The sequence below is a fragment of the Xylophilus ampelinus genome (assembly GCF_003217575.1).
Classification (GTDB): domain Bacteria; phylum Pseudomonadota; class Gammaproteobacteria; order Burkholderiales; family Burkholderiaceae_C; genus Xylophilus; species Xylophilus ampelinus.
The window spans coordinates 68,870-91,728 of the sequence record NZ_QJTC01000008.1 but is presented as its reverse complement, the minus strand read 5'-3'; the positions used below and the strand labels follow the sequence as shown (position 1 = coordinate 91,728).

General features: G+C 68.2%; 22 protein-coding genes and 1 pseudogene. 6 read left to right on the top strand and 17 right to left on the bottom strand.

Features of this window, described 5'->3' with window-relative positions; genetic code table 11:
- Position 1 precedes the first annotated feature (1 nt).
- From DFQ15_RS07245 to DFQ15_RS07220, 6 genes are all read left to right on the top strand, one after another.
- Positions 2-1,396 (top strand): PelD GGDEF domain-containing protein, encoded by a 1,395-nt coding sequence (locus DFQ15_RS07245; protein WP_110465339.1) that lies wholly within the window; start codon positions 2-4, stop codon positions 1,394-1,396.
- Entirely contained in the window at positions 1,389-2,402 is a 1,014-nt protein-coding gene (locus tag DFQ15_RS07240) for a hypothetical protein (protein WP_110465338.1), read from the top strand. Before DFQ15_RS07245 ends, DFQ15_RS07240 begins: the two co-directional genes overlap by 8 nt.
- On the top strand, positions 2,399-3,931 hold the full coding sequence (pelF, locus tag DFQ15_RS07235; protein ID WP_110465337.1) for a GT4 family glycosyltransferase PelF: 1,533 nt from the start codon (positions 2,399-2,401) through the stop codon (positions 3,929-3,931). Before DFQ15_RS07240 ends, pelF begins: the two co-directional genes overlap by 4 nt.
- Positions 3,931-5,304: an exopolysaccharide Pel transporter PelG gene (gene pelG, locus DFQ15_RS07230; RefSeq protein ID WP_110465336.1), complete on the top strand. Its 1,374-nt coding sequence runs from the start codon at positions 3,931-3,933 to the stop codon at positions 5,302-5,304. Before pelF ends, pelG begins: the two co-directional genes overlap by 1 nt.
- A gap of 57 nt (positions 5,305-5,361) precedes the next feature.
- Positions 5,362-6,546: a spherulation-specific family 4 protein gene (locus DFQ15_RS07225; RefSeq protein ID WP_110465335.1), complete on the top strand. Its 1,185-nt coding sequence runs from the start codon at positions 5,362-5,364 to the stop codon at positions 6,544-6,546.
- Positions 6,547-6,762: 216 nt separating this feature from the next.
- Positions 6,763-7,974: a spherulation-specific family 4 protein gene (locus DFQ15_RS07220; protein ID WP_233504330.1), complete on the top strand. Its 1,212-nt coding sequence runs from the start codon at positions 6,763-6,765 to the stop codon at positions 7,972-7,974.
- 58 nt (positions 7,975-8,032) lie between these two features.
- Here DFQ15_RS07220 and hisA read toward each other — a convergent pair whose 3' ends face one another.
- The 17 genes and pseudogenes from hisA to DFQ15_RS07135 all read right to left on the bottom strand — a co-directional run bounded on the left by hisA (position 8,033) and on the right by DFQ15_RS07135 (position 22,851).
- Complete coding sequence (gene hisA / locus DFQ15_RS07215; RefSeq protein WP_110465333.1) at positions 8,033-8,770, bottom strand: 1-(5-phosphoribosyl)-5-[(5-phosphoribosylamino)methylideneamino]imidazole-4-carboxamide isomerase; 738 nt, start codon at positions 8,768-8,770, stop codon at positions 8,033-8,035.
- A gap of 122 nt (positions 8,771-8,892) precedes the next feature.
- The gene (gene hisH / locus DFQ15_RS07210; protein ID WP_110465332.1) at positions 8,893-9,561 is read right to left on the bottom strand and encodes an imidazole glycerol phosphate synthase subunit HisH; all 669 of its coding nucleotides are present in this window, start codon (positions 9,559-9,561) and stop codon (positions 8,893-8,895) included.
- 54 nt (positions 9,562-9,615) lie between these two features.
- The gene (gene hisB, locus DFQ15_RS07205) at positions 9,616-10,248 is read right to left on the bottom strand and encodes an imidazoleglycerol-phosphate dehydratase HisB (protein ID WP_110465331.1); all 633 of its coding nucleotides are present in this window, start codon (positions 10,246-10,248) and stop codon (positions 9,616-9,618) included.
- Positions 10,245-11,432 (bottom strand): histidinol-phosphate transaminase, encoded by a 1,188-nt coding sequence (hisC, locus tag DFQ15_RS07200; protein WP_110465330.1) that lies wholly within the window; start codon positions 11,430-11,432, stop codon positions 10,245-10,247. The genes hisB and hisC overlap by 4 nt, the downstream gene beginning before the upstream one ends.
- Positions 11,429-12,823 carry a histidinol dehydrogenase gene (hisD, locus tag DFQ15_RS07195; RefSeq protein ID WP_110465329.1) on the bottom strand — a complete coding sequence of 465 codons (1,395 nt, stop codon included), beginning with the start codon at positions 12,821-12,823 and terminating at the stop codon, positions 11,429-11,431. Before hisD ends, hisC begins: the two co-directional genes overlap by 4 nt.
- A gap of 16 nt (positions 12,824-12,839) precedes the next feature.
- Positions 12,840-13,496, bottom strand: coding sequence for an ATP phosphoribosyltransferase (gene hisG / locus DFQ15_RS07190; RefSeq protein WP_110465328.1), 657 nt, complete (start codon positions 13,494-13,496; stop codon positions 12,840-12,842).
- Positions 13,493-14,767, bottom strand: a complete 1,275-nt coding sequence (gene murA, locus DFQ15_RS07185) for a UDP-N-acetylglucosamine 1-carboxyvinyltransferase (RefSeq protein ID WP_110465327.1) — start codon at positions 14,765-14,767, stop codon at positions 13,493-13,495. Before murA ends, hisG begins: the two co-directional genes overlap by 4 nt.
- A 3-nt stretch (positions 14,768-14,770) precedes the next feature.
- The gene (locus tag DFQ15_RS07180; protein WP_055840254.1) at positions 14,771-15,016 is read right to left on the bottom strand and encodes a BolA family protein; all 246 of its coding nucleotides are present in this window, start codon (positions 15,014-15,016) and stop codon (positions 14,771-14,773) included.
- Between the two features lie 80 nt (positions 15,017-15,096).
- A pseudogene (locus tag DFQ15_RS07175) lies at positions 15,097-15,852 on the bottom strand (ABC transporter permease); the annotation flags it as partial.
- Positions 15,853-15,862: 10 nt separating this feature from the next.
- Positions 15,863-16,801, bottom strand: a complete 939-nt coding sequence (locus tag DFQ15_RS07170; RefSeq protein WP_110465325.1) for an ABC transporter ATP-binding protein — start codon at positions 16,799-16,801, stop codon at positions 15,863-15,865.
- A gap of 95 nt (positions 16,802-16,896) precedes the next feature.
- A complete protein-coding gene (locus tag DFQ15_RS07165; protein WP_110465382.1) occupies positions 16,897-17,175 on the bottom strand; it encodes an STAS domain-containing protein in 279 nt (92 codons plus the stop codon).
- A gap of 112 nt (positions 17,176-17,287) precedes the next feature.
- Positions 17,288-17,938: an MlaC/ttg2D family ABC transporter substrate-binding protein gene (locus tag DFQ15_RS07160; protein WP_110465324.1), complete on the bottom strand. Its 651-nt coding sequence runs from the start codon at positions 17,936-17,938 to the stop codon at positions 17,288-17,290.
- 169 nt (positions 17,939-18,107) lie between these two features.
- A complete protein-coding gene (locus DFQ15_RS07155) occupies positions 18,108-18,923 on the bottom strand; it encodes an MlaA family lipoprotein (protein WP_374941010.1) in 816 nt (271 codons plus the stop codon).
- Complete coding sequence (mlaD, locus tag DFQ15_RS07150; RefSeq protein WP_110465322.1) at positions 18,920-19,420, bottom strand: outer membrane lipid asymmetry maintenance protein MlaD; 501 nt, start codon at positions 19,418-19,420, stop codon at positions 18,920-18,922. Before mlaD ends, DFQ15_RS07155 begins: the two co-directional genes overlap by 4 nt.
- Positions 19,421-19,436: 16 nt before the next feature.
- Positions 19,437-20,219, bottom strand: a complete 783-nt coding sequence (gene mlaE / locus DFQ15_RS07145) for a lipid asymmetry maintenance ABC transporter permease subunit MlaE (RefSeq protein WP_110465321.1) — start codon at positions 20,217-20,219, stop codon at positions 19,437-19,439.
- Positions 20,216-21,040 (bottom strand): ABC transporter ATP-binding protein, encoded by an 825-nt coding sequence (locus tag DFQ15_RS07140; RefSeq protein ID WP_233504329.1) that lies wholly within the window; start codon positions 21,038-21,040, stop codon positions 20,216-20,218. Before DFQ15_RS07140 ends, mlaE begins: the two co-directional genes overlap by 4 nt.
- Before the next feature lie 332 nt (positions 21,041-21,372).
- Positions 21,373-22,851 (bottom strand): glutamate synthase subunit beta, encoded by a 1,479-nt coding sequence (locus DFQ15_RS07135; RefSeq protein WP_110465319.1) that lies wholly within the window; start codon positions 22,849-22,851, stop codon positions 21,373-21,375.
- Between the last annotated feature and the right edge of the window lie 8 nt (positions 22,852-22,859).

Sequence of the window (22,859 nt, the reverse complement as noted above, 5' to 3'; positions counted from 1 at the left end):
CATGGCCCCCGAGACGACCACGCCCACCGCACGCCGCCGCGCGATCAAACCGACGCCGATCGCGGCCGAGTCGAAGAAGGTCAACCACCTGCCGTCCAACCTGCTCGGCAAGCTGGCCGATCCGGACGCGCGCGCACCGGTCATGCTGGTCGAAACGCTGGTGCTCCCGCTGATCGCGCTGGCGCTCGGCGTCGTGCTGGAGCCTCAGGATCCGCTGTGGGTGATGGCGCCGTTCCCGTGGTCGTGGCTGGCGCCGGTCATCGTCGCCCTGCGCTACGGGCCGCTGGCGGGGCTGGGCGCCGCCAGCGTGCTGGCGATCGGCTGGCTGGGTCTGAACCCGGGAGGCTACGACGACTTTCCCCAGGTCTATTTCCTGGGCGGCCTGATCCTGGTGATGCTGGTGGGCGAGTTCTCGAGCCTGTGGCAGGCGCGCACCCGCCGAGCGGAGAACGTGCAGGTCTACCTCGACCAGCGGCTGGAGCACCTGGTGCGGCAGTACTACCTGCTGCGGCTGTCGCACGACCGGCTGGAGCAGGAGCTGATCGGCCGGCCGATGTCGATGCGCGACGCGCTCTCGACGCTGCAGAGCGTGGGCGGCCCCGACCAGAACGTGGTGCAGGGCGCCGAGACGCTGCTGCGGCTGCTGGCGCAGTACTGCCAGCTGGAGTCGGCCACTCTGTACGCGGCCGACGACGAGCGCATCGAGCCCGAACCGATCGCCAGGCTCGGCGCCGGCGCGGCGATCGATCCCTACGACCCGCTGGTGCAGCAGGCGCTGGAGACGCGCAAGCTCTGCCACGTCAGCCAGGCGCTGGCCGGGCAGCAGCAGACCCAGTACCTGGCGGTGGCGCCGCTGCTCGACCTGGGCGGCGAGATCTACGGTCTGCTGGTAATCGAAGACATGCCCTTTTTCTCGCTGCAGGACGAGAACCTGCAGACGATCAACCTGCTGCTCGGCTACTACACCGACGGCCTGGCGATGCAGACCCTGGCCGAGCCGATTCAGGCGCAGCTGCCCGATTGCCCGGCGAACTTCGCGTTCGAATCGCAGCGGCTGGCGCACATCCGCGACACCGCCCAGGTACCGAGCGTGATCGTCGCGCTCGAATTCCTGCCGCGGGCGATCGACGCGGGCCTGCCCGGCCAGATCCAGCGCCTGAAGCGCGAACTGGACGAAGGCTGGCTGATCCGGGGCGAGAGCCGACACGTGCTCGCGATGCTGATGCCGCTCGGCGACAGCGCCACCGCCGAGGGCTACATCAACCGGCTGGAGCTGTGGTCGGACCAGAAGACCGGCCAGCCGCTCGCCGAATCCGGCGTGTTCCCGCATATCGTGCCGCTCGACGGCGACCCCCTGACGGTGCTGCGGCGGCTCCACGGAATGGCCCATGCTTAACCTCAAGATCGGCATTTCGGCGCTTTTGCTGGAGATCGGCGCCTGGAGCGGGCCGGCCCTGCTGCAGGGCCACTCCGACGCCGCCCTGCTCAGCTACCTGACGGTGCATGGGGTCGCGTGCGTCATGCTGTCGCTATTCCTGTTGCCCCTGCTCTCGGGCGCCCAGGCCAAGCCGCGCACGCCGGTGCTGGCATTGATGGCGGCCTTCAGCTATACGGTGCCGGTCGCAGGCTTCTTCGGGGTGGCGCTGGCGGTGGTCGTGCTGCGGGTCTACCGCAGTCCGACCGTGCAGGACGCCTTCGAATCTCTGCGCCTGCCCGAGTTCGACCGCCACCAGCGCATACAGGGCAGCTTCCGCCAATCGGGGCTGCGCTCCTTCCTGGGGAACAGCCAGGCGCCGATGCAAACCCGCATGCGGGCGATGGTGGCGCTGCAGCGCGTCTCCGGCCGTATCGCCTCGCCGCTGCTGCGCACCGTGCTGAGCGACCCGAGCGAGGATCTGCGGCTGCTTGCCTACGGCATGCTCGACACACTGGAAAAGCGCATCAACCGCACGATCGACAGCGAGCTGGATGCGCTGCGCCAGGCGCGGGAAACCGAGGGCGACACGCCCGGGCCGCTCGCCACAGAATCCAGCTACCGCCTGTCCGATCTGTACTGGGAGCTGGTTTACCAGGAGCTGGTGCAGGGCGATCTGCGCGACCATGCGATCAAAGAATCGCTGCGCTACTGCGAACAGGTGCTGAAGCACCGGCCCGAGCATCCGCAGCTCAACCTGCGGCGCGGCCGACTGCTGCACCTGCTGGGCCAGCAACAGGCCGCCGATGCCGCCTATGCGCTGGCCCGTGCGCTCGGCCTTCCGGCCACTCGGCTGCTGCCCTACCAGGCCGAACTGTGCTTCCAGCGGCGCGATTTCGAACAGACCCGGCGGCTGATGCATGAGCTGGCCCAATGGCGCGCCCTGCCCCGCCTGCGGCCGATCCTCGACTACTGGGAGCCGCGATGAGCCATCCCAAGGCCGGTCAGGCCGACATAGCGCTCATCCTGGAAGGCACCTTTCCGTACGTCAGCGGGGGCGTATCGAGCTGGATCAACCAGATCATTCGGGGATACCCGGAGTACACATTCGCGATCATCTTCCTGGGCAGCCGTCAGGAGGATTATTCGAACTTCAAGTACGAGCTGCCCGCCAACGTGGTGCATTTCGAGGAGCACTACCTCTACGACCACCTAGGGGCGCGCGGCATGCCGGCCCGGCGCAAGGGCAACCGGGCCGCGCTCGACATGGTGCACACCCTGGTCGATTCGTTTCGCACCGGCGACCGCAGCGCCGAGACGATGGCCGCCTTCCGCGAACTGACAGTGCAGATGCAGCCGGGCGGCCAGCTGCCTCTGGAAGATTTCCTCTACAGCGAGCGGGCCTGGGAGATCATCTGCCAGGGCTACCGCGACCACTGTACCGACCCGTCGTTCGTCGATTACTTCTGGACGGTGCGGATCATGTACCAGCCGCTCTGGACACTGGCCCGCGTGGCGCAGCAGATGCTGCCGGTGCGGATGGTGCACTGCGCCTCGACCGGCTACGCCGGCTACCTGGGCGGCCTGGTGCAGCACATGCGGGGCGTGCCGCTGATCCTATCGGAGCACGGCATATACACCAAGGAACGCAAGATCGATCTGTTCAAGAGCGAGTGGATCCGCGACAACCGTAACATCTTCCAGCGCGACCCGACCGAGCTGTCGTACTTCCGCCAGATGTGGATCCGCTTCTTCGAATGGCTCGGCTACTACTGCTATGCAGCGGCCGATCCGATCATCGCGCTCTACGAAACCAACCGGCTGCGCCAGGTGACCGACGGCGCCGACGCAGCGCGCACCTTCAACATACCGAACGGCATCAACCTGGGGCGCTTCGCCCCGCTGCGCGGCCAGCGGCCGGTCGAGGTGCCGCAGGTGCTCTGCCTGATCGGCCGCGTGGTGCCTATCAAGGACATCAAGACCTTCATCCGCGCGATGCGCCGGGTGGTCAACCAGCTGCCGCTGGCAGAAGGCTGGCTCGCCGGGCCCACCGAGGAAGACCCGGCCTACGCCCAGGAATGCACGAACCTCGTGCGCAGCCTGGGGCTGGAGAACAACATCCGCTTCCTCGGCTTCCAGCGGGTGGAAGACCTGATGCCGCGCATCGGTCTGGTGATTCTCTCCTCGATCAGCGAGGCCTTGCCGCTTGTGATACTCGAAGGCTATGCGGCTGGCGTGCCGACGGTGTCCACCGACGTCGGATCGTGCCGCCAGCTGATCGAAGGACTGGACGCAGAAGACCGTGCGCTGGGGGCCTCGGGCAAGGTGGTACCGATCGCCGACCCGCAGCGACTCGCCGACGCGTCGCTGTCGCTGCTCAAGGATTCCGACGCCTGGCACGCCGCCAGCCGCGCGGCGATCGCGCGGGTCGAGCGCTACTACACCGACAAGATGATGTTCGACCGCTACCGCCGGGTGTACGAGACGGCATTCCAGAAAACCGAGGGAGCGCGCTGATGGCCGGCATCGGATTCGAGCTGCGGCGCGTGCTGCGCAAGGACACGCTGACCAGCCTGGTGCAGGCGTACGCCTATGCCGGCGTGATCGGGTCCGGGCCGTGGGTGTTCTCGATCGTCGGCATTCTGCTGATCGGTATCTTCAGCGCCAGCGTGGTGGTGCCGGGCTTGCTGGTGACCCAGTTCCAGACATCGGTGACCTACCTGGTGGCGGGCAGCCTGATCCTGACCGGGCTGGTGCAGTTAGCCTTCACCCGCTTCGTGTCGGACCGGCTCTTCGAGAAGCGCCGCGACCTGATCCTGCCGAACCTGCACGGCCTGCTGCTGGTGGTGACGCTCGCCTCGGGCGTGCTGGGCACGCTGGCCCTCTTCGTGGTGCTGCCCGACCTGGGGCTGGCCTACCGGATGCTGATGCTGGCCGGCTTCGCGCTGACGTGCGACGTCTGGGTGCTGACGGTTCTGCTCTCGGGCATGAAGCGCTACAAGGTCATCGTGGCGCTGTTCGGCCTGGCCTATGCAGTCATCGTCGTCAGCTCGCTGCTGCTGCGGCCCTGGGGGCTGGAGGGGCTGCTGGCGGGTTTCGTGCTGGGCCACTACCTGCTGCTGGCGGGTATGTGGGTGCTGGTGGTGCAGGAGTTCAACCCCAAGGGCAAGCTGATCGCATTCGACTTCGCGCAGCGCCGAATGCTCTATCCGTCGCTCGTGGCGGTGGGGTTCCTCTACAACTTCGGCATCTGGGCCGACAAGTTCATGTTCTGGTACTTCACGCCGACCTCCCAGAGCATCATCGGCGGCCTGCGCGCGTCGATCATCTACGATCTGCCGGTGTTCCTGGCCTACCTGTCGATCATCCCGGGCATGGCGGTGTTCCTGGTCCGTATCGAGACCGACTTCGTCGAGTACTACGACAAGTTCTACGACGCGGTGCGCAGCGGCGGCTCGCTGGAATACATCGAGGCGATGCGCGACGAGATGGTCTATTCGCTCCAGCAAGGCCTGGGCGAGATCGGCAAGATCCAGACACTGGCGGTGCTGGTCACCTTCGTCGCCGGGCCGGGCCTGCTCGACGTGCTGGGCATTTCGCGGCTGTACTTGCCGCTGCTGCACGTACAGGTGATCGGCGCCGGCCTGCAGGTGGGGCTGATGGCGATCCTGAACGTGTTCTTCTACCTCGACCAGCGGCGCATCGTGCTGGTCCTGTGCCTGCAGTTCGTGCTGCTCAACATCGTGTTCACCGGCTTCACCCTGCATGCCGGGGCTGCACTCTACGGTTACGGCTTCGCGCTGTCGACGCTGCTCACGCTGTGCACCGGCATGTACCTGCTCTCGCGCCAGCTCAACCGGCTGGAGTACGAGACCTTCATGCTCCAGTAGGCATCGCACGGGTCGCCCCCTTACCATCCATCCACACCACAGTCGATCGGCCACCCCATGAAGACACCTACCCTGCGCGCACTCCCTCGGTGGCTGAACCTGGCCCTGGCCGCGCTGGTGGCGGCGTGCGGAGGGGGCGGAGGCGGTGGCAGCGGCGGCACGCCCGTCGCCGCGCCGGTCGTCACCGTCACCATCGGCGCGCCGGGCGACCAGGCGATCTTCGAGATGGGCAACCCCGTCAGCGTGAACGCCCGGGTGACGGTCGACGGCGCGGTGCCGGCCGACGGCACCGCGGTGCGCTTCGCCGCGTCCTCGGGCAGTTTCGCGCCGGCAAGCCCCGCCACCCAGGCGGGCGTGGCGACCGCGACGTTCAGCGCCGCGGTACCGGGCAGGCAGGAGATCACCGCATCGGTCCAGATCGGCGGCCAAACGGCCAACGCGGTGCGGGTGGTGTACCTGCGGCCCGCACCGGCGCCGCTGGAGCTGTTGGTGCCGGCGTACTTCTCGCCGACCACCACCGTCCACTGGAACACGCTGGTCGCCGGCGCAGCGGCCCATCCCGGCGTGGCGGTAACCGCCATCATGAACCCCGACAACGGCATCTTCACCACCGCCAGCGCCGACTACACCCGGGTGCTGACGCAGCTGTCCGCGGCCGGCGGCCGGACGGTCGGCTACGTCTACACCGGCTACGGCACCGGATCGCGGTCGATGGCGTCGATCAAGGCGAACATCGACAACTACCTGGCGCTGTACGGCCGCGCGTTGATCGGCGGCTTCTTCCTCGACGAAATGGCCTCCGCCGCCAACCGGCTGGATTTCTACCGCGAGATCTACAGCTACATCAAGGCCAAGGACGCGGGCCTGCGGGTGATCGGCAACCCGGGCACCTTTCCCGACCCGGCCTACGCCGCGGTCGCCGACGTCCTGGTGACCTTCGAGAACAGCGCCGCCGCCTTTACCGACTACGACCCGCGCAGCGGCCAGGGCTGGCTCTACCAGTACGCCAACAGCCGCCAAAGCGCCCTCGTCCACAGCACGCCCACCTGCACAGCGATGCAGATCGCCGTACGGGCCGCCGCCACCGCGCGCTTCAACGCCGGTCCGCTGTACGTGACCGACCTGCAGTACAACCCTGTGACCGGTGCCGGCAATCCGTGGGCCACCTTGCCGAGCTACTGGCCGCAGATGCTCGACACGGTCGCGGCAATCAACCGCGGCGGGGCGGTGCCGGCCTGCTGATCCCCAGGGCAGGTGGTCGAACGACCGCAGGGCGCAACCCGTGCACCATGGCGATGCGAGAAATTTAAAATACGGGTATAAACCGCCGTCGGCAGATCGGACCGAGGGCCTCGCCGGGCCTGCGAACTGTCAACAAGATACCTATCACCCGATTTTTTTGCGGAGTTCCTCACCATGCAGCCCTTCCGACCACTCTCCCGCCTCGGTGTTCTGGCCATGACGGCTTTCGTGGCGGGCTGCGGCGGGGGCGGGGGCGGGGGCGGGGACGGCAGCACCACCGCGACCTCCGCCAGCAGCCCTGCGGCAGGCGAGACCGACATCACCGTCAGCACCGTCAGCACCCAGGCCACCAGGGCCAAGCTCCCGGTGCTGTCCCTGGCCTTCACCGCCCCGGCCGACCAGGAAGTGCTGAACGTCGGCACGGCGGCCGCCGTCACGGTCCGGCTGAAGATCGACGGCGCGGCGGCGATCGACGGTACCGTGGTGCGCTTCGGTGGGCCATCGGCCCAGTGGCTGCCGGTGCTTCCCACCACGTCGGCGGGCCTGGCCACCACTGCGTTCACCGCCACCGCACCGGGCCGCCAAGAGATCACGGCGACGGTGCAGGCCGGCGGACAGACGGTCAGTGCGGTGCGAACGGTGTACGCCCGGCCGACACCCGCGCCCCTCGAAATCCTGGTTCCCGCCTACTTCTCTGCCTCAGACACGACCCACTGGGCGACGATGACCGCCGGCGCCGCCGCCCATCCGACGCTGGCCGTCACCGCGATCATGAACCCGAACAACGGCATCTTCACCACCGCCGACCCGGACTACCTGCGGGCGCTCGCGCAGTTCGCCGCGGTGGGTGGCAGGACGGTGGGCTATGTCTACACCGGCTACGGCACCGGCTCCCGCTCGCTCGACGCGGTCAAGGCCAACATCGACCAGTACCTGGCGCTGTACGGCCGCACGCTGATCGGCGGATTCTTTCTGGACGAGATGGCGTCCGACCCGGAACGGCTGGCGTTCTACCAAGAGATCTATCGCTACATCAAGGCCCGCGACCCGAGCCCGAAGGTGATCGGCAATCCCGGTACCGTGCCCGACGCGGTGTATGCGGGGGTGGCCGACACCCTCGTCACCTTCGAGGACCGCGGCACCGCCTACACCCGCTACGACCCGCGCCAGGGCAATGCCTGGCTGTACCTGCAGGCCAACAGCCGTCAGGCGGCGCTGGTCTACGGCGAGAACTGTGCGGCGATGCAGCGCGCCGTCGCCGCGGCCGCCACGGCGCGGTTCAACGCCGGGCCGGTGTACATGACCAATCTGAAGTTCAATCCCAAGACCGGCGTGGGTGACCCGTGGAAGGCACTGCCCGCCTACTGGACGCAGCTCCTGGAAACCGTCTCGGCCGTCAACCGGGGCGTCGCGCCTACGGCCTGCTGAGGCGGTCGCGCTTGCGGTGACCGGCGGCGCACGGCCCGCGCCGGCCGATCGTGTCGGGTCAGGCCCATTCGTCGGCGCGGGCCTGCGCCGCGGCGAAGTCGAGGTCGCCCGAGTAGATCGCGCGGCCGCAGATGACGCCCTCGACACCCTCCGCCTCGACCGCGCAGAGGCCCTCGATATCGGCCATGTTCGACAGGCCGCCCGACGCGATCACCGGGATCGTCAGCGCCTGGGCCAGCGTGACAGTCGCGTCGATATTGATACCGGAGAGCATCCCGTCGCGGCCGATGTCGGTGTAGATGATCGACTCGACGCCCCAGTCCTCGAACTTCTTGGCCAGGTCGACCACCTCGTGCCCGGTGAGCTTGCTCCAGCCGTCGGTAGCGACCTTGCCGTCCTTCGCGTCCAGGCCCACGATGATGTGGCCGCCGAAGGCGCTGCAGGCGTCCTTCAGGAAGCCCGGGTTCTTGACCGCCGCGGTGCCGATGATCACGTAGCGCAGGCCGCCGTCGATGTACTTCTCGATCGTGTCCAGGTCGCGGATGCCGCCGCCGAGCTGCACCGGGATGTCGTCGCCCACGGCCTTCAGGATCGACTTGATCGCCGCGTAGTTCTGCGGCTTGCCGGCGAAGGCGCCGTTCAGATCCACCAGATGCAGGCGCCGCGCACCCTGCTCCACCCATTTCAGCGCCATCGCGGCCGGGTCTTCGCCGAAAGTGGTCGATTGGTCCATGTCGCCCTGTTTCAGGCGGACGCAGTGACCGTCTTTCAGGTCGATCGCAGGAATGAGGATCATGGTGCCGTGGTCAGCTGGAAGACTCGAAGGGATGGACGCGGGTCGGTGTGCGAAGCCGCCGCCGTGGCCGGATTCTCGTGCGGAACCGGAGCCGGGAACGCGGTGGCCCGTGTAAGAAAAGTTCAGGGTGCCCAGTGCAGGAAGTTGCGGTAGAGCGCAAGCCCGTGGTCGGCGCTCTTCTCGGGGTGGAACTGGGCGGCAAAAATGTTATCGCGTGCCACGGCGGCGGTAAAGCGTCCGCCGTAGTCGGCCTCGCCCGCTGTGTGGCGGGCATCCGACGGACGGGCGTAGAAGCTGTGCACGAAATAGAAGTGCGTGCCGTCGGGAATGCCCTGCCACAGCGGATGCACCGCGCCGCCGTGCGACGACTGGAACACCTGGTTCCAGCCCATCTGCGGCACCTTGAAGCGGCTGCCGTCGGGCTGCATCCGGCCGGCCAGGTCGAACTTCACGACGCGGCCGGGGAACAGGGCCAGGCCGTCGGTCGGGCCCTCGTCGCTGGCGTCGAGCAGCATCTGCATGCCGACGCAGACGCCGAAGAGCGGCTTCTGCGCCGCCGCCTCCAGCACCGAGGCGCGCAGGCCCGAATCGGCCAGCTCGCGCATGCAGTCGGGCATGGCGCCCTGGCCGGGCAGCACGATGCGGTCGGCGGCGCGCACCGTCTCGGGCTCGGCGGTCACCACCACGTGCCAGCCGGTACCGACGGCGGCGGAGCGCACCGCCTGCGACACCGACCAGAGGTTGCCCATGCCGTAGTCCACCACGGCCACGGTCTTTGCTACATTATTCATAGCTAGAAGTCGTTGCCGATCGCCGGCTGGAGGCATATTGGATGCAGAAAACCGTCACAGCGAGCCCTTGGTCGAGGGAATGACGCCGGCCATGCGCGGATCGCGTTCCAGCGCACCGCGCAGCGCGCGGGCGAAGGCCTTGAACACCGTCTCGCACTGGTGGTGGGCGTTGATGCCCTTCAAGTTGTCGATGTGCAGCGTCACGCCCGCATGGTTGGCGAAACCCTGGAAGAACTCGTAGACCAGCTGCGTGTCGAGCGCGCCGACCATGCCGCTGGTGAACGGGATGTGCAGGTGCAGCCCCGGCCGGCCCGAGAAGTCGATCACCACCCGCGACAGCGCCTCGTCGAGCGGCACGTAGGCATGGCCGTAGCGGCGGATGCCCTTCTTGTCGCCGACGGCCTGAGCGAAGGCCTGGCCGAGCGCGATGCCCACGTCTTCGACGGTGTGGTGGCCGTCGATGTAGAGATCGCCGTCGGCCCGCACGTCGAGGTCGATCAGCCCGTGCCGGGCGATCTGGTCGAGCATGTGGTCGAAGAAGCCGATGCCGGTGGCCAGGGTGGCGCGGCCGGTGCCGTCGAGGTTGACGCGCACGGTGATCTTGGTCTCGGCGGTGTCGCGCGAGACCTCGGCCACGCGGTCGGCGGACGGTTCGAGGGCGGGGCCGGTCGGGTCGGGAGTGGTCATCGGGTGGGGGCGTCGGTGGGCAGGGGAAGGAGCGGGGATGGGGCCAGCGCCTGCTGCAGCGCCGCCAGCATGCGGGTGTTCTCGCCTTCGGTGCCCACGGTCAGGCGCAGGCAGCCGGCCAGCAAGGCGTGCATTCTAGAAACGTTCTTGACCAGGATGCCCGACCGCCGAAGCGCGTCGAACACCCGGTCTGCGCCGGCTTCGCCGCCGGGCATGCGCACCAGCAGCATGTTGGCGTCGCTGGGCCATACCTGCACGCCGGGGAGCGCGGCCATGGCGTCGGCCAGACGAGCGCGCTGGGCACGGATGTCGGCGGCCTGCGCCTCGAACACCGCGGCATGCTCCAGCGCGAACAGCGCGCATTCGGCGTTCAGCACGCTGATGTTGTAGGGCGGACGCACCTTGTCGATCTGCGCGACCAGCGCGGCCGGCCCCATCAGGTACCCGAGGCGCACGCCCGCCAGGCCGAATTTGCTCAAGGTGCGCATCAGCAGCACATGGGCATGGCCCGCCGGATCGCGCCGGACCGCGTCTTGCCAGCTGCGGCTGGCGAAGGGCTGGTAGGCCTCGTCGACCACCACCAGACCGCCCACGGTGGCGGCCGCGGCAATGACGCGGGCCATCGCATCGGCGTCCCACAGGTTGGCGGTCGGGTTGTTCGGATAGGCCAGATAGGTGATCGCGGGCCGGTGGGCGGCGATCGCCGCGCACATCGCAGCGGCATCGAGCTGGAAGTCGGCCGAGAGCGGCACGCCGACGAAGCGCAGGCCTTGCAGCTGCGCGGTGATCGCATACATCACGAAGCCCGGCAGCGGCGCCAGGATCGCCGGCGGCAGGCCGTCGGGCGTGTCGGCGGCGGGCACGTCGCAGGCCATCGCGAGCAGCGAGATGATCTCGTCGGAGCCGTTGCCCAGCACCAGCGACTGGCCTGCGGGCAGCTCGACATGGGCGGCGAGGGCACGCTTCAGGTCGTCGATCCGCGGGCCGGGATAACGGTTGATCGCCAGCGCGCCCAGCCGCACGCCGAGGGCCGCCTGCAGGTCGGCCGGCAGGGTGTGCGGGTTTTCCATCGCATCGAGCTTGACCATGCCGGCGGCGTCCTGCACCGCATAGGCGTGCATGGACTGGACGTCGGCGCGGATGCGCTGCAGCGCCGCGGTGGCGACGGAGGCGTCGGCGCTCATGGCTGCGCCCTCTGCGGCGGCACGTCCTTCAGGCGCAGTTCGGCGGCGCGGGCGTGGGCCTGCAGGCCCTCGCCGTAGGCCAGCTCGGCGGCGATGGTGCCCAGCACCTGCGCGCCCTGCTCGCTCACCTCGATGATGCTGCTGCGCTTCTGGAAGTCGTAGACGCCCAGCGGGCTGGAGAAGCGCGCGGTGCCGCTGGTGGGCAGCACGTGGTTGGGGCCGGCGCAGTAGTCGCCCAGGCTCTCGCTGGTGTAGGCACCGAGGAAGATCGCGCCGGCATGGCGCAGCAGCGGCTCCCAGCGGTGCGGATCGCGGCTGGAGACCTCCAGATGCTCGGGCGCGATGCGGTTGCTGATGGCGCAGGCCTCTTCCATGTCGCGCGTCAGGATGAGCGCGCCGCGGCCGTTGAGGCTCTTGGCGATGATCCCGGCGCGCGGCAGCGTCGGCAGCAACCGGTCGATCGCCTCCTGCACCGCGTCGATATACGCGGCGTCGGGGCAGAGCAGGATGCTCTGGGCCAGCTCGTCGTGCTCGGCCTGGCTGAACAGATCCATCGCCACCCAGTCGGGCGGCGTGCTGCCGTCGGCCAGCACCAGGATCTCGCTCGGCCCGGCGATCATGTCGATGCCGACCGTGCCGAAGACGCGCTTCTTGGCGCTGGCCACATAGGCGTTGCCCGGGCCGGTGATCTTGTCGACCTTGGGCACGGTGACGGTGCCGTAGGCCAGCGCCGCCACGGCCTGCGCGCCGCCGATGGTGAAGGCGCGGGTGACGCCGGCCACGTACGCGGCGGCCAGCACCAGCTCGTTGCGCTCGCCCCGGGCCGATGCCGCCTGGTCGCCCGCGCCGCCGGTGGCCACGCTGCCCCGCACCGGCGTGGGCACGACCATGACGATCTCCTGCACACCCGCCACATGGGCCGGAATGGCGTTCATCAGCAGGCTGGAGGGGTAGGCCGCCTTGCCGCCCGGCACGTAGATGCCGACGCGGTCGAGCGGGGTGACCTTCTGGCCGAGCAGGGTGCCGTCCTCGTCGCGGTAGCTCCAGCTCTCGCCCCAGGCCTTCTTCTGCGCCTCGTGGTAGCTGCGCACGCGCCGGGCGGCGGCCTGCAGGGCGTCGCGCCGGGCCTGCGGAATCGCGTCGAACGCGGCCTTGAAGTCGGCCTGGGTCAGCTCCAGCGCCGCCATGTCGGGGGCCGAGAGGCCGTCGAAGCGCGCGGTGTACTCCAGTACCGCCGCGTCGCCCCGCTTCTGCACGTCGGCCAGGATGTCGGCGACGCGCTGCTCGATCGCGGCGTCGGTATCGGCCGACCAGTGCAGCCGGGCCTTGAAATCCGCATCGAACGTGGCCGAGGCCGTGGAAAGACGCTGGGGTCTAGCTACAAATTTCATAGCACTCCGGAGAACTTCAATCGGGTGAGACGGCGGACGCGAAGGCGTCCACGATGCGGCGGATCGGCTCGCGCTTGAGCTTGAGCGCGGCCGGGTTGACGACCAGGCGGGAGCTGATGTCCATGATCCACTCCACCTCGACCAGGCGGTTGGCCCGCAGCGTGTTGCCGGTGGAGACCAGGTCGACGATCGCATCGGCCAGGCCGGTGAGCGGTGCCAGTTCCATACTGCCGTAGAGCTTGATCAGGTCCACATGCACGCCCTTGGCCGCGAAGAATTCGCGGGCGATGCCGAGGTATTTGGTGGCCACCCGCAGGCGCGAGCCCTGCTTGACCGCGCTGGCGTAATCGAAATCGTCCCGCACCGCGACGCTGACGCGGCAGCGGGCGATCTTCAGGTCGAGCGGCTGGTACAGCCGCGCACCGGCGGCCTGCTCCATGTTGTGCTCCAGCAGCGTGTCGAGCCCGGTCACGCCCAGGTCGGCGCCGCCGTACTCGACGTAGGTGGGCACGTCGCTGGCGCGCACCAGCACCACCTGCACCTCGGGCCGGTTGGTCGGCAGGATCAGCTTGCGGGATTTGTCGGGGTCTTCCAGCACCCGGATGCCGGCGGCCGCCAGCAGCGGCAGCGTCTCGTCGAAGATGCGTCCCTTGGACAGCGCCAGCGTGATCACGTCGAAATCCTCTGAATGTCCGCGCCGATGCCGCGCAGCTTGGCTTCCATCCGGTCGTAGCCGCGGTCGAGGTGGTAGATGCGGTCGACCACCGTCTCGCCCTCGGCGACCAGGCCGGCGATCACCAGGCTGGCCGACGCGCGCAGGTCGGTCGCCATCACCGTGGCGCCCGAGAGCCGCAGGCCGCCTTCGACCAGGGCCACCTTGCCGTCGGCCTGGATGCGGGCGCCCAGCCGGGCCAGTTCCTGCACATGCATGAAGCGGTTCTCGAAGATGGTCTCGGTAACCTTGCTCGCGCCCTGGGCCACGCAGTTGAAGGCCATGAACTGGGCCTGCATGTCGGTCGGAAAGCCCGGGTATTCGGTGGTGCGGAAGCTCTGCGCCCGCAGGCCGCCATCCTGCACGCCGGGCGACCGCACCCGAACGCCGCCGGCCTCGGCGGTCACGGTGACGCCGGCCTGCGCCAGCTTGTCCTGCACCGCGTCGAGGTGTTCGATCCGCGCGTTGCGCAGCAGCACGTCGCCGCCCGCAGCGGCCACGGTCACCAGGAAGGTGCCGGCCTCGATCCGGTCGGCCACCACCGCATGGGTGCAGCCGTGCAGCGTGTCGACACCTTGGATGTGGATGCGGCTGGTGCCGTGGCCCTCGATCTTGGCGCCCATGGCGATCAGCATCTCGGCCAGGTCGGAGATCTCGGGCTCCTGCGCCGCGTTCTCGAGCACCGTCTCGCCCTGGGCGAGGGCCGCGGCCATCATCAGGTTCTCGGTGCCGGTGACGGTGACCATGTCGGTGGTGATGCGGGCGCCCTTGAGCCGCGTGGCGCGGGCCACGATGTCGCCGTGCTCGAACTGGATGTCCGCGCCCATCGCCTGCAGGCCCTTCAGGTGCTGGTCCACCGGGCGCGAGCCGATGCTGCAGCCGCCGGGCAAGGACACCTTGGCCTCGCCGAAGCGGGCGACCATCGGCCCCAGCACCAGGATCGAGGCGCGCATCAACTTCATGAACTCGTAGGGCGCCTCGCGCGTCTGCAGCGTGCCGGCGTCCAGCAGCAGCTCGTCGTTGCGCTCGGGATTGCGCGCGGCCTGCGCGCCCATGTGGCGCAGCAGCTTCGACGCGGTGATCACGTCCTGCAGGCCCGGCACGTTGCGCAGCATGACGGGCTCGGCGGTGAGGAGCGACGCGAAGATTTCGGGCAGTGCGGCATTCTTCGCGCCCGACACCCGCACCTCGCCCTGCAGGCGGTTTCCGCCGCGGATCAACAGCTTGTCCATGGCTCAGTCTTTCGGCAGTGCGGCCCATTCGGCCGGCGTGTAGGTCTTCATCGAGAGCGCATGCACCTCGTCGGTCTGCATGCGGCCGCCCAGCGTGGCATAGACCTGCTGGTGGCGCTGGATCGGCCGCTTGCCCTCGAACGCCGCCGAGACGATGGTCGCGAACCAATGGCGACCGTCTCCCTCGAGCGCAAGGTGCTCGCAGGCCAGGCCTGCACGGATGATGGTTTGGAGTTCTTCGGCGGTCATCGCAAAGGCGGGAGAAAAGAAAAGGGAAATGCCGGACACCACGGTCCGCGCCGTTCACGGCGCGGGCACGCGGCAGGTGAATGGCGGATCTTGTAGCCGGTCTTGAGCAAGTGCAGCGCCAGCGCACCGGTGGCCACGCAGGCACCGCCCACTATCGCCAGGCTGAGCCACGGCGAGGCGTCGCTCACGCCGAAGAAACCGTAGCGGAAGCCGTCGATCATGTAGAAGAACGGGTTCAGGTGGCTCACCGTCTGCCACAAAGGCGGCAGCGATCCGATCGAATAGAACACGCCCGAGAGGAAGGTCATCGGCATGATCAGGAAGTTCTGGAACAGCGCCATCTGGTCGAACTTCTCGGCCCACAGACCGGCGATCAGGCCCAGCGTGCCGAGCAGCGCGGCGCCCAGGAACGCGAACGCGAAGATCCACAGCGGGGCCACGTAGGTCAGCTTGGCGAAGAACAACGCGGTGACCGCGAAGACGCCCAGGCCCACCGCCAGGCCGCGGACGATGGACGAGCCCACGTAGGCCAGGAACAGGTCCCAGTGCGACAGCGGCGTGAGCAGCACGAACACCAGGCTGCCCATGATCTTGCTCTGGATCAGCGAGGACGAACTGTTGGCGAAGGCGTTCTGCAGCACGCTCATCATGACCAGGCCCGGCACCAGGAAGGCGGTGTAGCCCACCGTGCCGTAGACCTTCACATGGTCCTCGAGCGTGTGGCCGAAGACCAGCAGGTACAGCACCGCGGTGAGGATCGGCGCGCCGACCGTCTGGAAGCCCACCTTCCAGAAGCGGAGCACCTCTTTGTAGAAAAGCGTTTGCCAGCCGGTCATGTCGCGTCTTTCATACCGGGGCCTGCCAGCGCTTGCCGCCGGCGTTCTGGTCGGAGGCCATCACCTCGAGGAACACGTCCTCCAGATCGGCCTTGCGGATTTCCACGTCGTCGACCGACAGGCCGGCCTGCCGTACCGCGGCCAGGTACTGCTCGATCGCATGCGCGTCGGGCGCCGGCAGCTGCACGATCCGGCCGGTGACGCGGGCCTGCGCGGCCAGGGCCGGCGGCAGCGCGCCGTCGGTCTTGAAGCGCAGCACGTTGCCCGAGGCCATGCGCAGCAGGTCGCTGGTGCGGTTGAGCGCCACCAGCCTGCCCTTCTTGAGCATCGCCAGGCGACTGCAGAGCGCCTCGGCTTCTTCCAGGTAATGGGTGGTGAGCAGGACGGTGTGGCCTTCGCGGTTCAGGCGCGCCACGAACTGCCACAGGGTCTGCCGGAGTTCCACGTCTACGCCGGCCGTCGGCTCGTCGAGCACGATGATCGGGGGCTTGTGCACCAGCGCCTGGGCCACCAGCACCCGGCGCTTCATGCCGCCCGAGAGCTGCCGCATGCCGGCATTGGCCTTGTCGGCCAGGCCGAGCGCCCCCAGCAACTCGTCGATCCAGGCGTCGTTGTTCTTGACGCCGAAGTAGCCCGACTGGATGCGCAGCGTTTCGCGCACGTTGAAGAAGGGGTCGAACACCAGCTCCTGCGGCACGACGCCGAGCTTGCGGCGGGCGGAGGCGAAGTCGTCCAACACGTCGCTGCCGTCGACCAGCACACGGCCGCCGGAGGCCCGGGCCAGGCCGGCGAGGATGCTGATCAGGGTCGTCTTGCCGGCGCCGTTGGGGCCGAGCAGGCCGAAGAACTCGCCCGGCGCGATGTCGAAGCTGACCTCGTCGAGCGCCTTGAGCGTGCCGCGGGGCGTGTCGTACTGCTTGGAAACGGACTGGAAGGAGATGGCGGGCATGGGAGCCCGGCATTTTACGGCTTGGCGTCGTGCGGGACCGACGCTGCCAGGGAAGGCCCTGCACGCGCCGCCCAGGGCGCGGCGTTCGAGAGATGTCAGCCGGCCGGCAGAAGCGCCGAAACTCCATAGAGACCCGCCAGCCCGGCCAGCCGGGGATGCAGGCCGCGCACGACGAAACGGCGGCCGACCGCCGACGCCTCGCGGCGACAAGCCAGCAGCACGGCGAGGGCCGAGGAATCGAAGCGCGACAGCGCCGAAGCATCGGCCACCACCGGCACGTCCTTCGGCTGGGTTCCGTGCTGCAGCCCCTGGGTCAGCATGCGCAAACAAGCCTGGGCATCCTCATGCACCAGCCGGGTGGGCAGCACCAGCATCTGAGCCTGCACCGGGGCGTCCGCCAGCGGCGCGGCCTCCGGCCCAAGATCCGCCGCCGCGGGCTTTTCGGCCCTGGGTGCATTCACCGTCTGCTTGCGTACGGTCTCCATGTCAGCCCTTGTTGCCCTTCTGGACATTGCTGCGGTTGCGGGCTTCGAGCGTGGCGATCAGACCGTCGATGCCCTTGCCGTTGTTCAGCTCCTGCGCGAACTGGCTGCGGTAGGTCTCGACCAGCCACACGCCCAGCACGTTCAGGTTGTAAATCTTCCAGCCGGCGCCCTGGCCCGGCGTCTTTTCCATGCGGTAGTCGAGCTGGATCGGGTCGCCGCGGCCGGTGACCTCGGTCCGCACGACGACTTCCTTGTCGTCGCTGGCAGCGCGCAGCGGCTTGACGTCGATCGACTGGTCGCTGACCTGCGACAAGGCGCCCGAGTAGGTACGGACCAACAGGGTCTTGAACTCGTCGGCCAGCTTGGTGCGCTGCTCGGGCGTGGCCTGGCGCCACTGCGGTCCGACGGCCGACGCGGTCATGCGCTGGAAGTTGACGTTCGGCATGATCTTGCTGTCGACCAGCGCCATCACCTTGGTCAGGTCGCCGCTGCGCAGGGCAGGATCGGCCTTGATGATGTCCAGCGTTTCGGCGGAAAGCCGCTTGATCAGCACGTCGGGCGCTTCGTCGGCGGCGCGCACCGCCAGCGGCAGTGTCAGAGAAACGATGGTCAGGAGACCTGCGGCCATGCGGCCAAGGGAACGTCGATTCATGAGGGACCTCTTTCGATGGATAAGCGGCCGTGGTCAGGCACGCCCGCGAAAACCGATGGCCTGGCCATGCGCCAGGCGCATGTCGGATATTGGAACCACGATGCTGGCATACGGTTCCGGCGGCCACGCCACGAGATGCAACAACCGGCAACCCGCACGCATCGCGACATCAGCGTGCCGGCCCGGGCGGCGCCAGGTCGGCGGCCGGCGCGGCGCCGGCGCCGGTGGCGCTGTTATCGACCTCGTAGCCGTCGCCGTCCGAGTCGGTCGTGTCCTTGTTGCGCGGCTGGTTGCGGCGCAGCTGCAGGTACGCATCGCGGGTGAAGGTGTACTTGTCGAGCGCCGCGGCGTCCAGCACCGAGCTGGCGCGCAGCAGGTTGGCCCGCACATCGACCGCGCGCAGCACGTAGAGCGAATTGCGCACCGGAATGTTGTCGATGCCCGACAGCAGGTTGGCACGGGTGTCGACGGTGAAGGTCGCGGTGTCGCGCACCGTAGAAGGGCCGAGCAGCGGCAGCACCAGGTACGGACCGGTCGGCACGCCGTAGAAGGCCAGCGTCTGGCCGAAGTCCTGGCGGTGCTGGTCGATGTCGGCAGCACCGGCGATGTCGAGCACACCGCCCAGGCCGAACACGGTATTCACCGCGAAGCGGATCCAGGTCTCGCCCGCATCGCGGATCTTGAGTTGCAGCACGTTGTTGACCAGCGACCACGGCTCGGTCAGGTTGCGGAAGAAGTTGCCCACGCCGGTGCGCACCAGCGGCGGCGTGACGTCGCGGTACACGGTCGCGACCGGGCGGACCACCGCGTCGTCGATACGTTCGTTGAACTCGGACACCCCGCGGTTGAAGGGCTCGAAAGGATCGCGCGGATTGCGGGATCCGGTGGTGGCGCCGCTGGAGGCGCAGCCGGCCATCAGCAGGCCGCCAGCCAGGGCCAGGATCAGCATGGCGCGGTGGCCGAGGGTATGGGATGTCGTTTTCATTTCTTGCTCGTCGCACCGGGCGTCGTGGCCGCCGGTTTGTTGCCCTCTTCGGCCTTGTTGTAGAGGAACTGGCCGATGAGGTTTTCCAGGACCACGGCGGACTGGGTCGCGGTGATCGTGTCGCCGGCGGCGAGGGTCTTGTCGTCGACGCCGGCCTCGATGCCGATGTACTGCTCGCCCAGCAGGCCGCTGGTCAGGATCTTGAGCGAACTGTCCTTGGGAAACGCGTAGCGGTCCTGCAGGGAGATCGCGACCGAGGCCTGGAAGGTCTTGGTGTCGAAGGTGATGCCGTCGACCCGACCTACGACCACCCCGGCACTCTTGACCGCCGACTGGGGCTTCAGGCCGCCTATGTTGTCGAAACGGCCCACCACCTTGTAGGTGGACTGGAAGTTGAGGCGCAGCAGGTTGGCCGACTGCAGGGCGAGGAACAGCAACGCGGCCAGCCCCGCCAGCACGAATAGCCCGACCCACACGTCGCTTTTGGAGCGTTCCATCGTCTTTCCTATTTCGTCAAATGCTGAACATCAGCGCGGTCAGGATGAAATCCAGACCGAGTACCGCCAGCGAGGCCACCACGACCGTGCGGGTGGTGGCGCGCGAAACGCCTTCGGGCGTCGGCTTGGCCACGTAGCCCTGGAGCAACGCGACGAACGTCACCGTCACGCCGAAGACCAGGCTCTTGACCACGCCGTTGCCGACGTCGCGCAGCACGTCGACGCCGCCCTGCATCTGGCTCCAGAAGGCGCCGCCGTCGATGCCGATCATGACCACGCCCACCAGCCATCCGCCGATGATGCCGACCGCGCTGAACACCGCCGACAGCAGCGGCAGGGCGATGACCCCGCCCCAGAAGCGGGGCGCCAGGATGCGCTTGACCGGATCGATCGCCATCATCTCCATCGCGCTCAGCTGCTCGCCGGCGCGCATCAGGCCGATCTCGGCGGTGAGCGAGGTGCCGGCCCGACCGGCGAAGAGCAAGGCACTCACCACCGGGCCCAGCTCGCGCACCAGGCTGAGCGCCACCAACAGGCCGAGCGCGTCGGAAGCGCCGTAGCGCTGCAGCGTGTAGTAGCCCTGCAGGCCCAGCACGAAGCCGACGAAGAGGCCCGACACCGTGATGATGGCCAGCGAATAGTTGCCGAGGAAATGGATCTGCTCCGCCACCAGCCGGAAGCGCCGCAGCACCGGCCCGGTCAGGGCCAGCAGCCGCAGGAACAGGCGCGCGCCGGCGCCCAGGTCGGCCAGCTTGCCGCGTACCGCGAAGCCCAGATCGGCCGGATGCCACCACCTCATGGCTTGCCCCCGTACGGCACGCCGCCGAAATCGTCGTCGACCGTGGGCGCCGGATAGTGGAATCGCACCGGGCCGTCGGCCTCGGCATGGATGAACTGGTGCACCAGCGGATCGGTGCTGGCGCGGATCGCCTCAGGCGGTCCTTCGACCGCGATACGGCCGTTGGCCAGCACGATGACATGATCGGCGATGCCCAGGGTCTCGTCCACATCGTGCGACACCACGATGCTGGTGAGCGCCATCGCATCGTTGAGCTGGCGGATCAGCCGCGCGGCGATGCCGAGCGCAATCGGGTCGAGGCCCGCGAACGGCTCGTCGTACAGCACCAGCTCCGGGTCGAGCGCGATCGCGCGGGCCAAGGCCACGCGTCGGGCCATGCCGCCCGAAATCTCGCTCGGCCGCAGGTCGCGGGCACCACGCAGGCCCACCGCGTCGAGCTTCATCAGCACGATGTCGCGGATCAGCTCCTCGCTCAGGTCGGTGTGTTCGCGCAAGGGGAAAGCCACGTTGCCGAACACATCGAGATCGGTGAACAATGCGCCGAACTGGAACAGCATGCCCATCCGGCGGCGTGCCGCATACAGGCCTTGCGCATCCATGCCGCCGACGTCCTCGCCGTCGAACACCACCTGGCCCGAATGCGCCTTGACCTGCCCGCCGATCAGGCGCAGCACCGTGGTCTTGCCGCCGCCCGAAGCTCCCATCAGTGCCGTGACCTTGCCCCGCGGCACCGCGAGCGATACCCGCTCGAGCACGCTGCGCCCGCCGTAGCCGAAAACGACATCGCGAAGCTCGACCAACGGGGCAGGCGAAGAAGACAAGAAGGCGGTCCGAAAGGAAGAAGGAGAGTGGCGGTGGGTGCCCGCACGGAACGCTGGGGATAAACGTTCATCCGTGAATGTATAGGCCGCAATATAACCGGTGGGCATGCCACCCGATGTCAGCCACGATCGCCGACATCGCCGATGCCTGTTACACAACAGCCTGGCGCGCGGAGCATAACGCACGCCCACCGTACCGATACGAACGGCGTCCGTTCGACGCCACAGATTGGCGCACTGCCGCCGCACGTCGCGAAATCCTCACGGCCGGCGACAGCGAAGCGGGCCGGGGCCAAACCGCCGGCCCTCCGGCAGCGAGGCCGGTCGCACGCTCAGCGTGGAAGGTCGCTGAAGCCCATCAGGAACTCGTCCACCGCGCGGGCCGCCTGGCGTCCCTCGCGGATCGCCCATACCACCAGCGACTGGCCGCGGCGCACGTCGCCTGCGGCGAAGACCTTGGGCACGTTGGTCGCATAGCCACCGGTGAACTCGGTGGTGGCCTTGGCGTTGCCGCGGGCGTCCTTCTCGACGCCGAAGGCCTCCAGCACCGGCGACACCGGGCTGACGAAGCCCATCGCCAGCAGCACCAGGTCGGCCTTCAGGATTTGCTCGGAGCCGGCGACCTCTACCATCTTGCCGTCTTTCCACTCCACCCGCACCGTCTTCAGGCCGGTGACCTTGCCGCCTTCGCCGATGAATTCCTTGGTGGAGATGGCGAACTCGCGCTCGCAGCCCTCCTCGTGGCTGGAGCTGGTGCGCAGCTTGTAGGGCCAGTAGGGCCAGGTCATCGGCCGGTTTTCTTCCTCGGGCGGCTGGGGCATCAGCTCGAACTGGGTGACGCTGGCCGCGCCGTGGCGGTTGCTGGTGCCGACGCAGTCGCTGCCGGTGTCGCCACCGCCGATCACGATGACGTGCTTGCCTTCGGCGCGCAGCTGGTTCTTCACCTTGTCGCCGGCATTGACCTTGTTCTGCTGCGGCAGGAACTCCATCGCGAAGTGGATGCCGTCGAGCTCCCGGCCCGGTGCCGGCAGGTCGCGGGATTGCTCCGCGCCGGCAGTGACGACCACCGCGTCGAAATCCTTCTGCAGTTGCGCGGGCGAGATCGATTCCTTGGCCCAGTTGGTGACCTTGGAGCCCTTGCCCAGGGGATCGGCCTGCGCACCGACGACGACGCCGGTGCGGATCGTCACACCTTCGGCCCGCATCTGCTCGGCACGGCGGTCGATGTGCGTCTTCTCCATCTTGAAGTCGGGGATGCCATAGCGCAGCAAGCCGCCGATGCGGTCGTTCTTCTCGAAGAGGGTCACGTCGTGACCGGCGCGTGCCAGCTGCTGGGCCGCGGCCATGCCGGCAGGGCCGGAGCCGACCACCGCCACCTTCTTGCCGGTCTTGTGCTTGGCCACGCGCGGCTTGACCCAGCCCTCGCTCCAGGCACGGTCGATGATCGCGTGCTCGATCGACTTGATGCCGACCGCGTCGTCGTTCACGTTCAGCACACAGGCGGCCTCGCACGGCGCCGGGCAGATGCGGCCGGTGAATTCGGGGAAGTTGTTGGTCGAGTCCAGCACCGCCCAGGCGCTCTTCCAGTCCTGCTGGTACACCAGATCGTTGAAATCCGGAATGATGTTGTTGACCGGGCAGCCGCTGTTGCAGAACGGGGTGCCGCAGTCCATACAGCGCGCGCCCTGAATCTTGGCCTGCGCGTCGTCGAGACCGACGACGAATTCCTTGTAGTGCTTCAGCCGCTCGGAAGCGGGCCGGTAGCCCTCTTCGAGACGCTCGAATTCCATGAAGCCGGTGGTTTTTCCCATGACCGTGG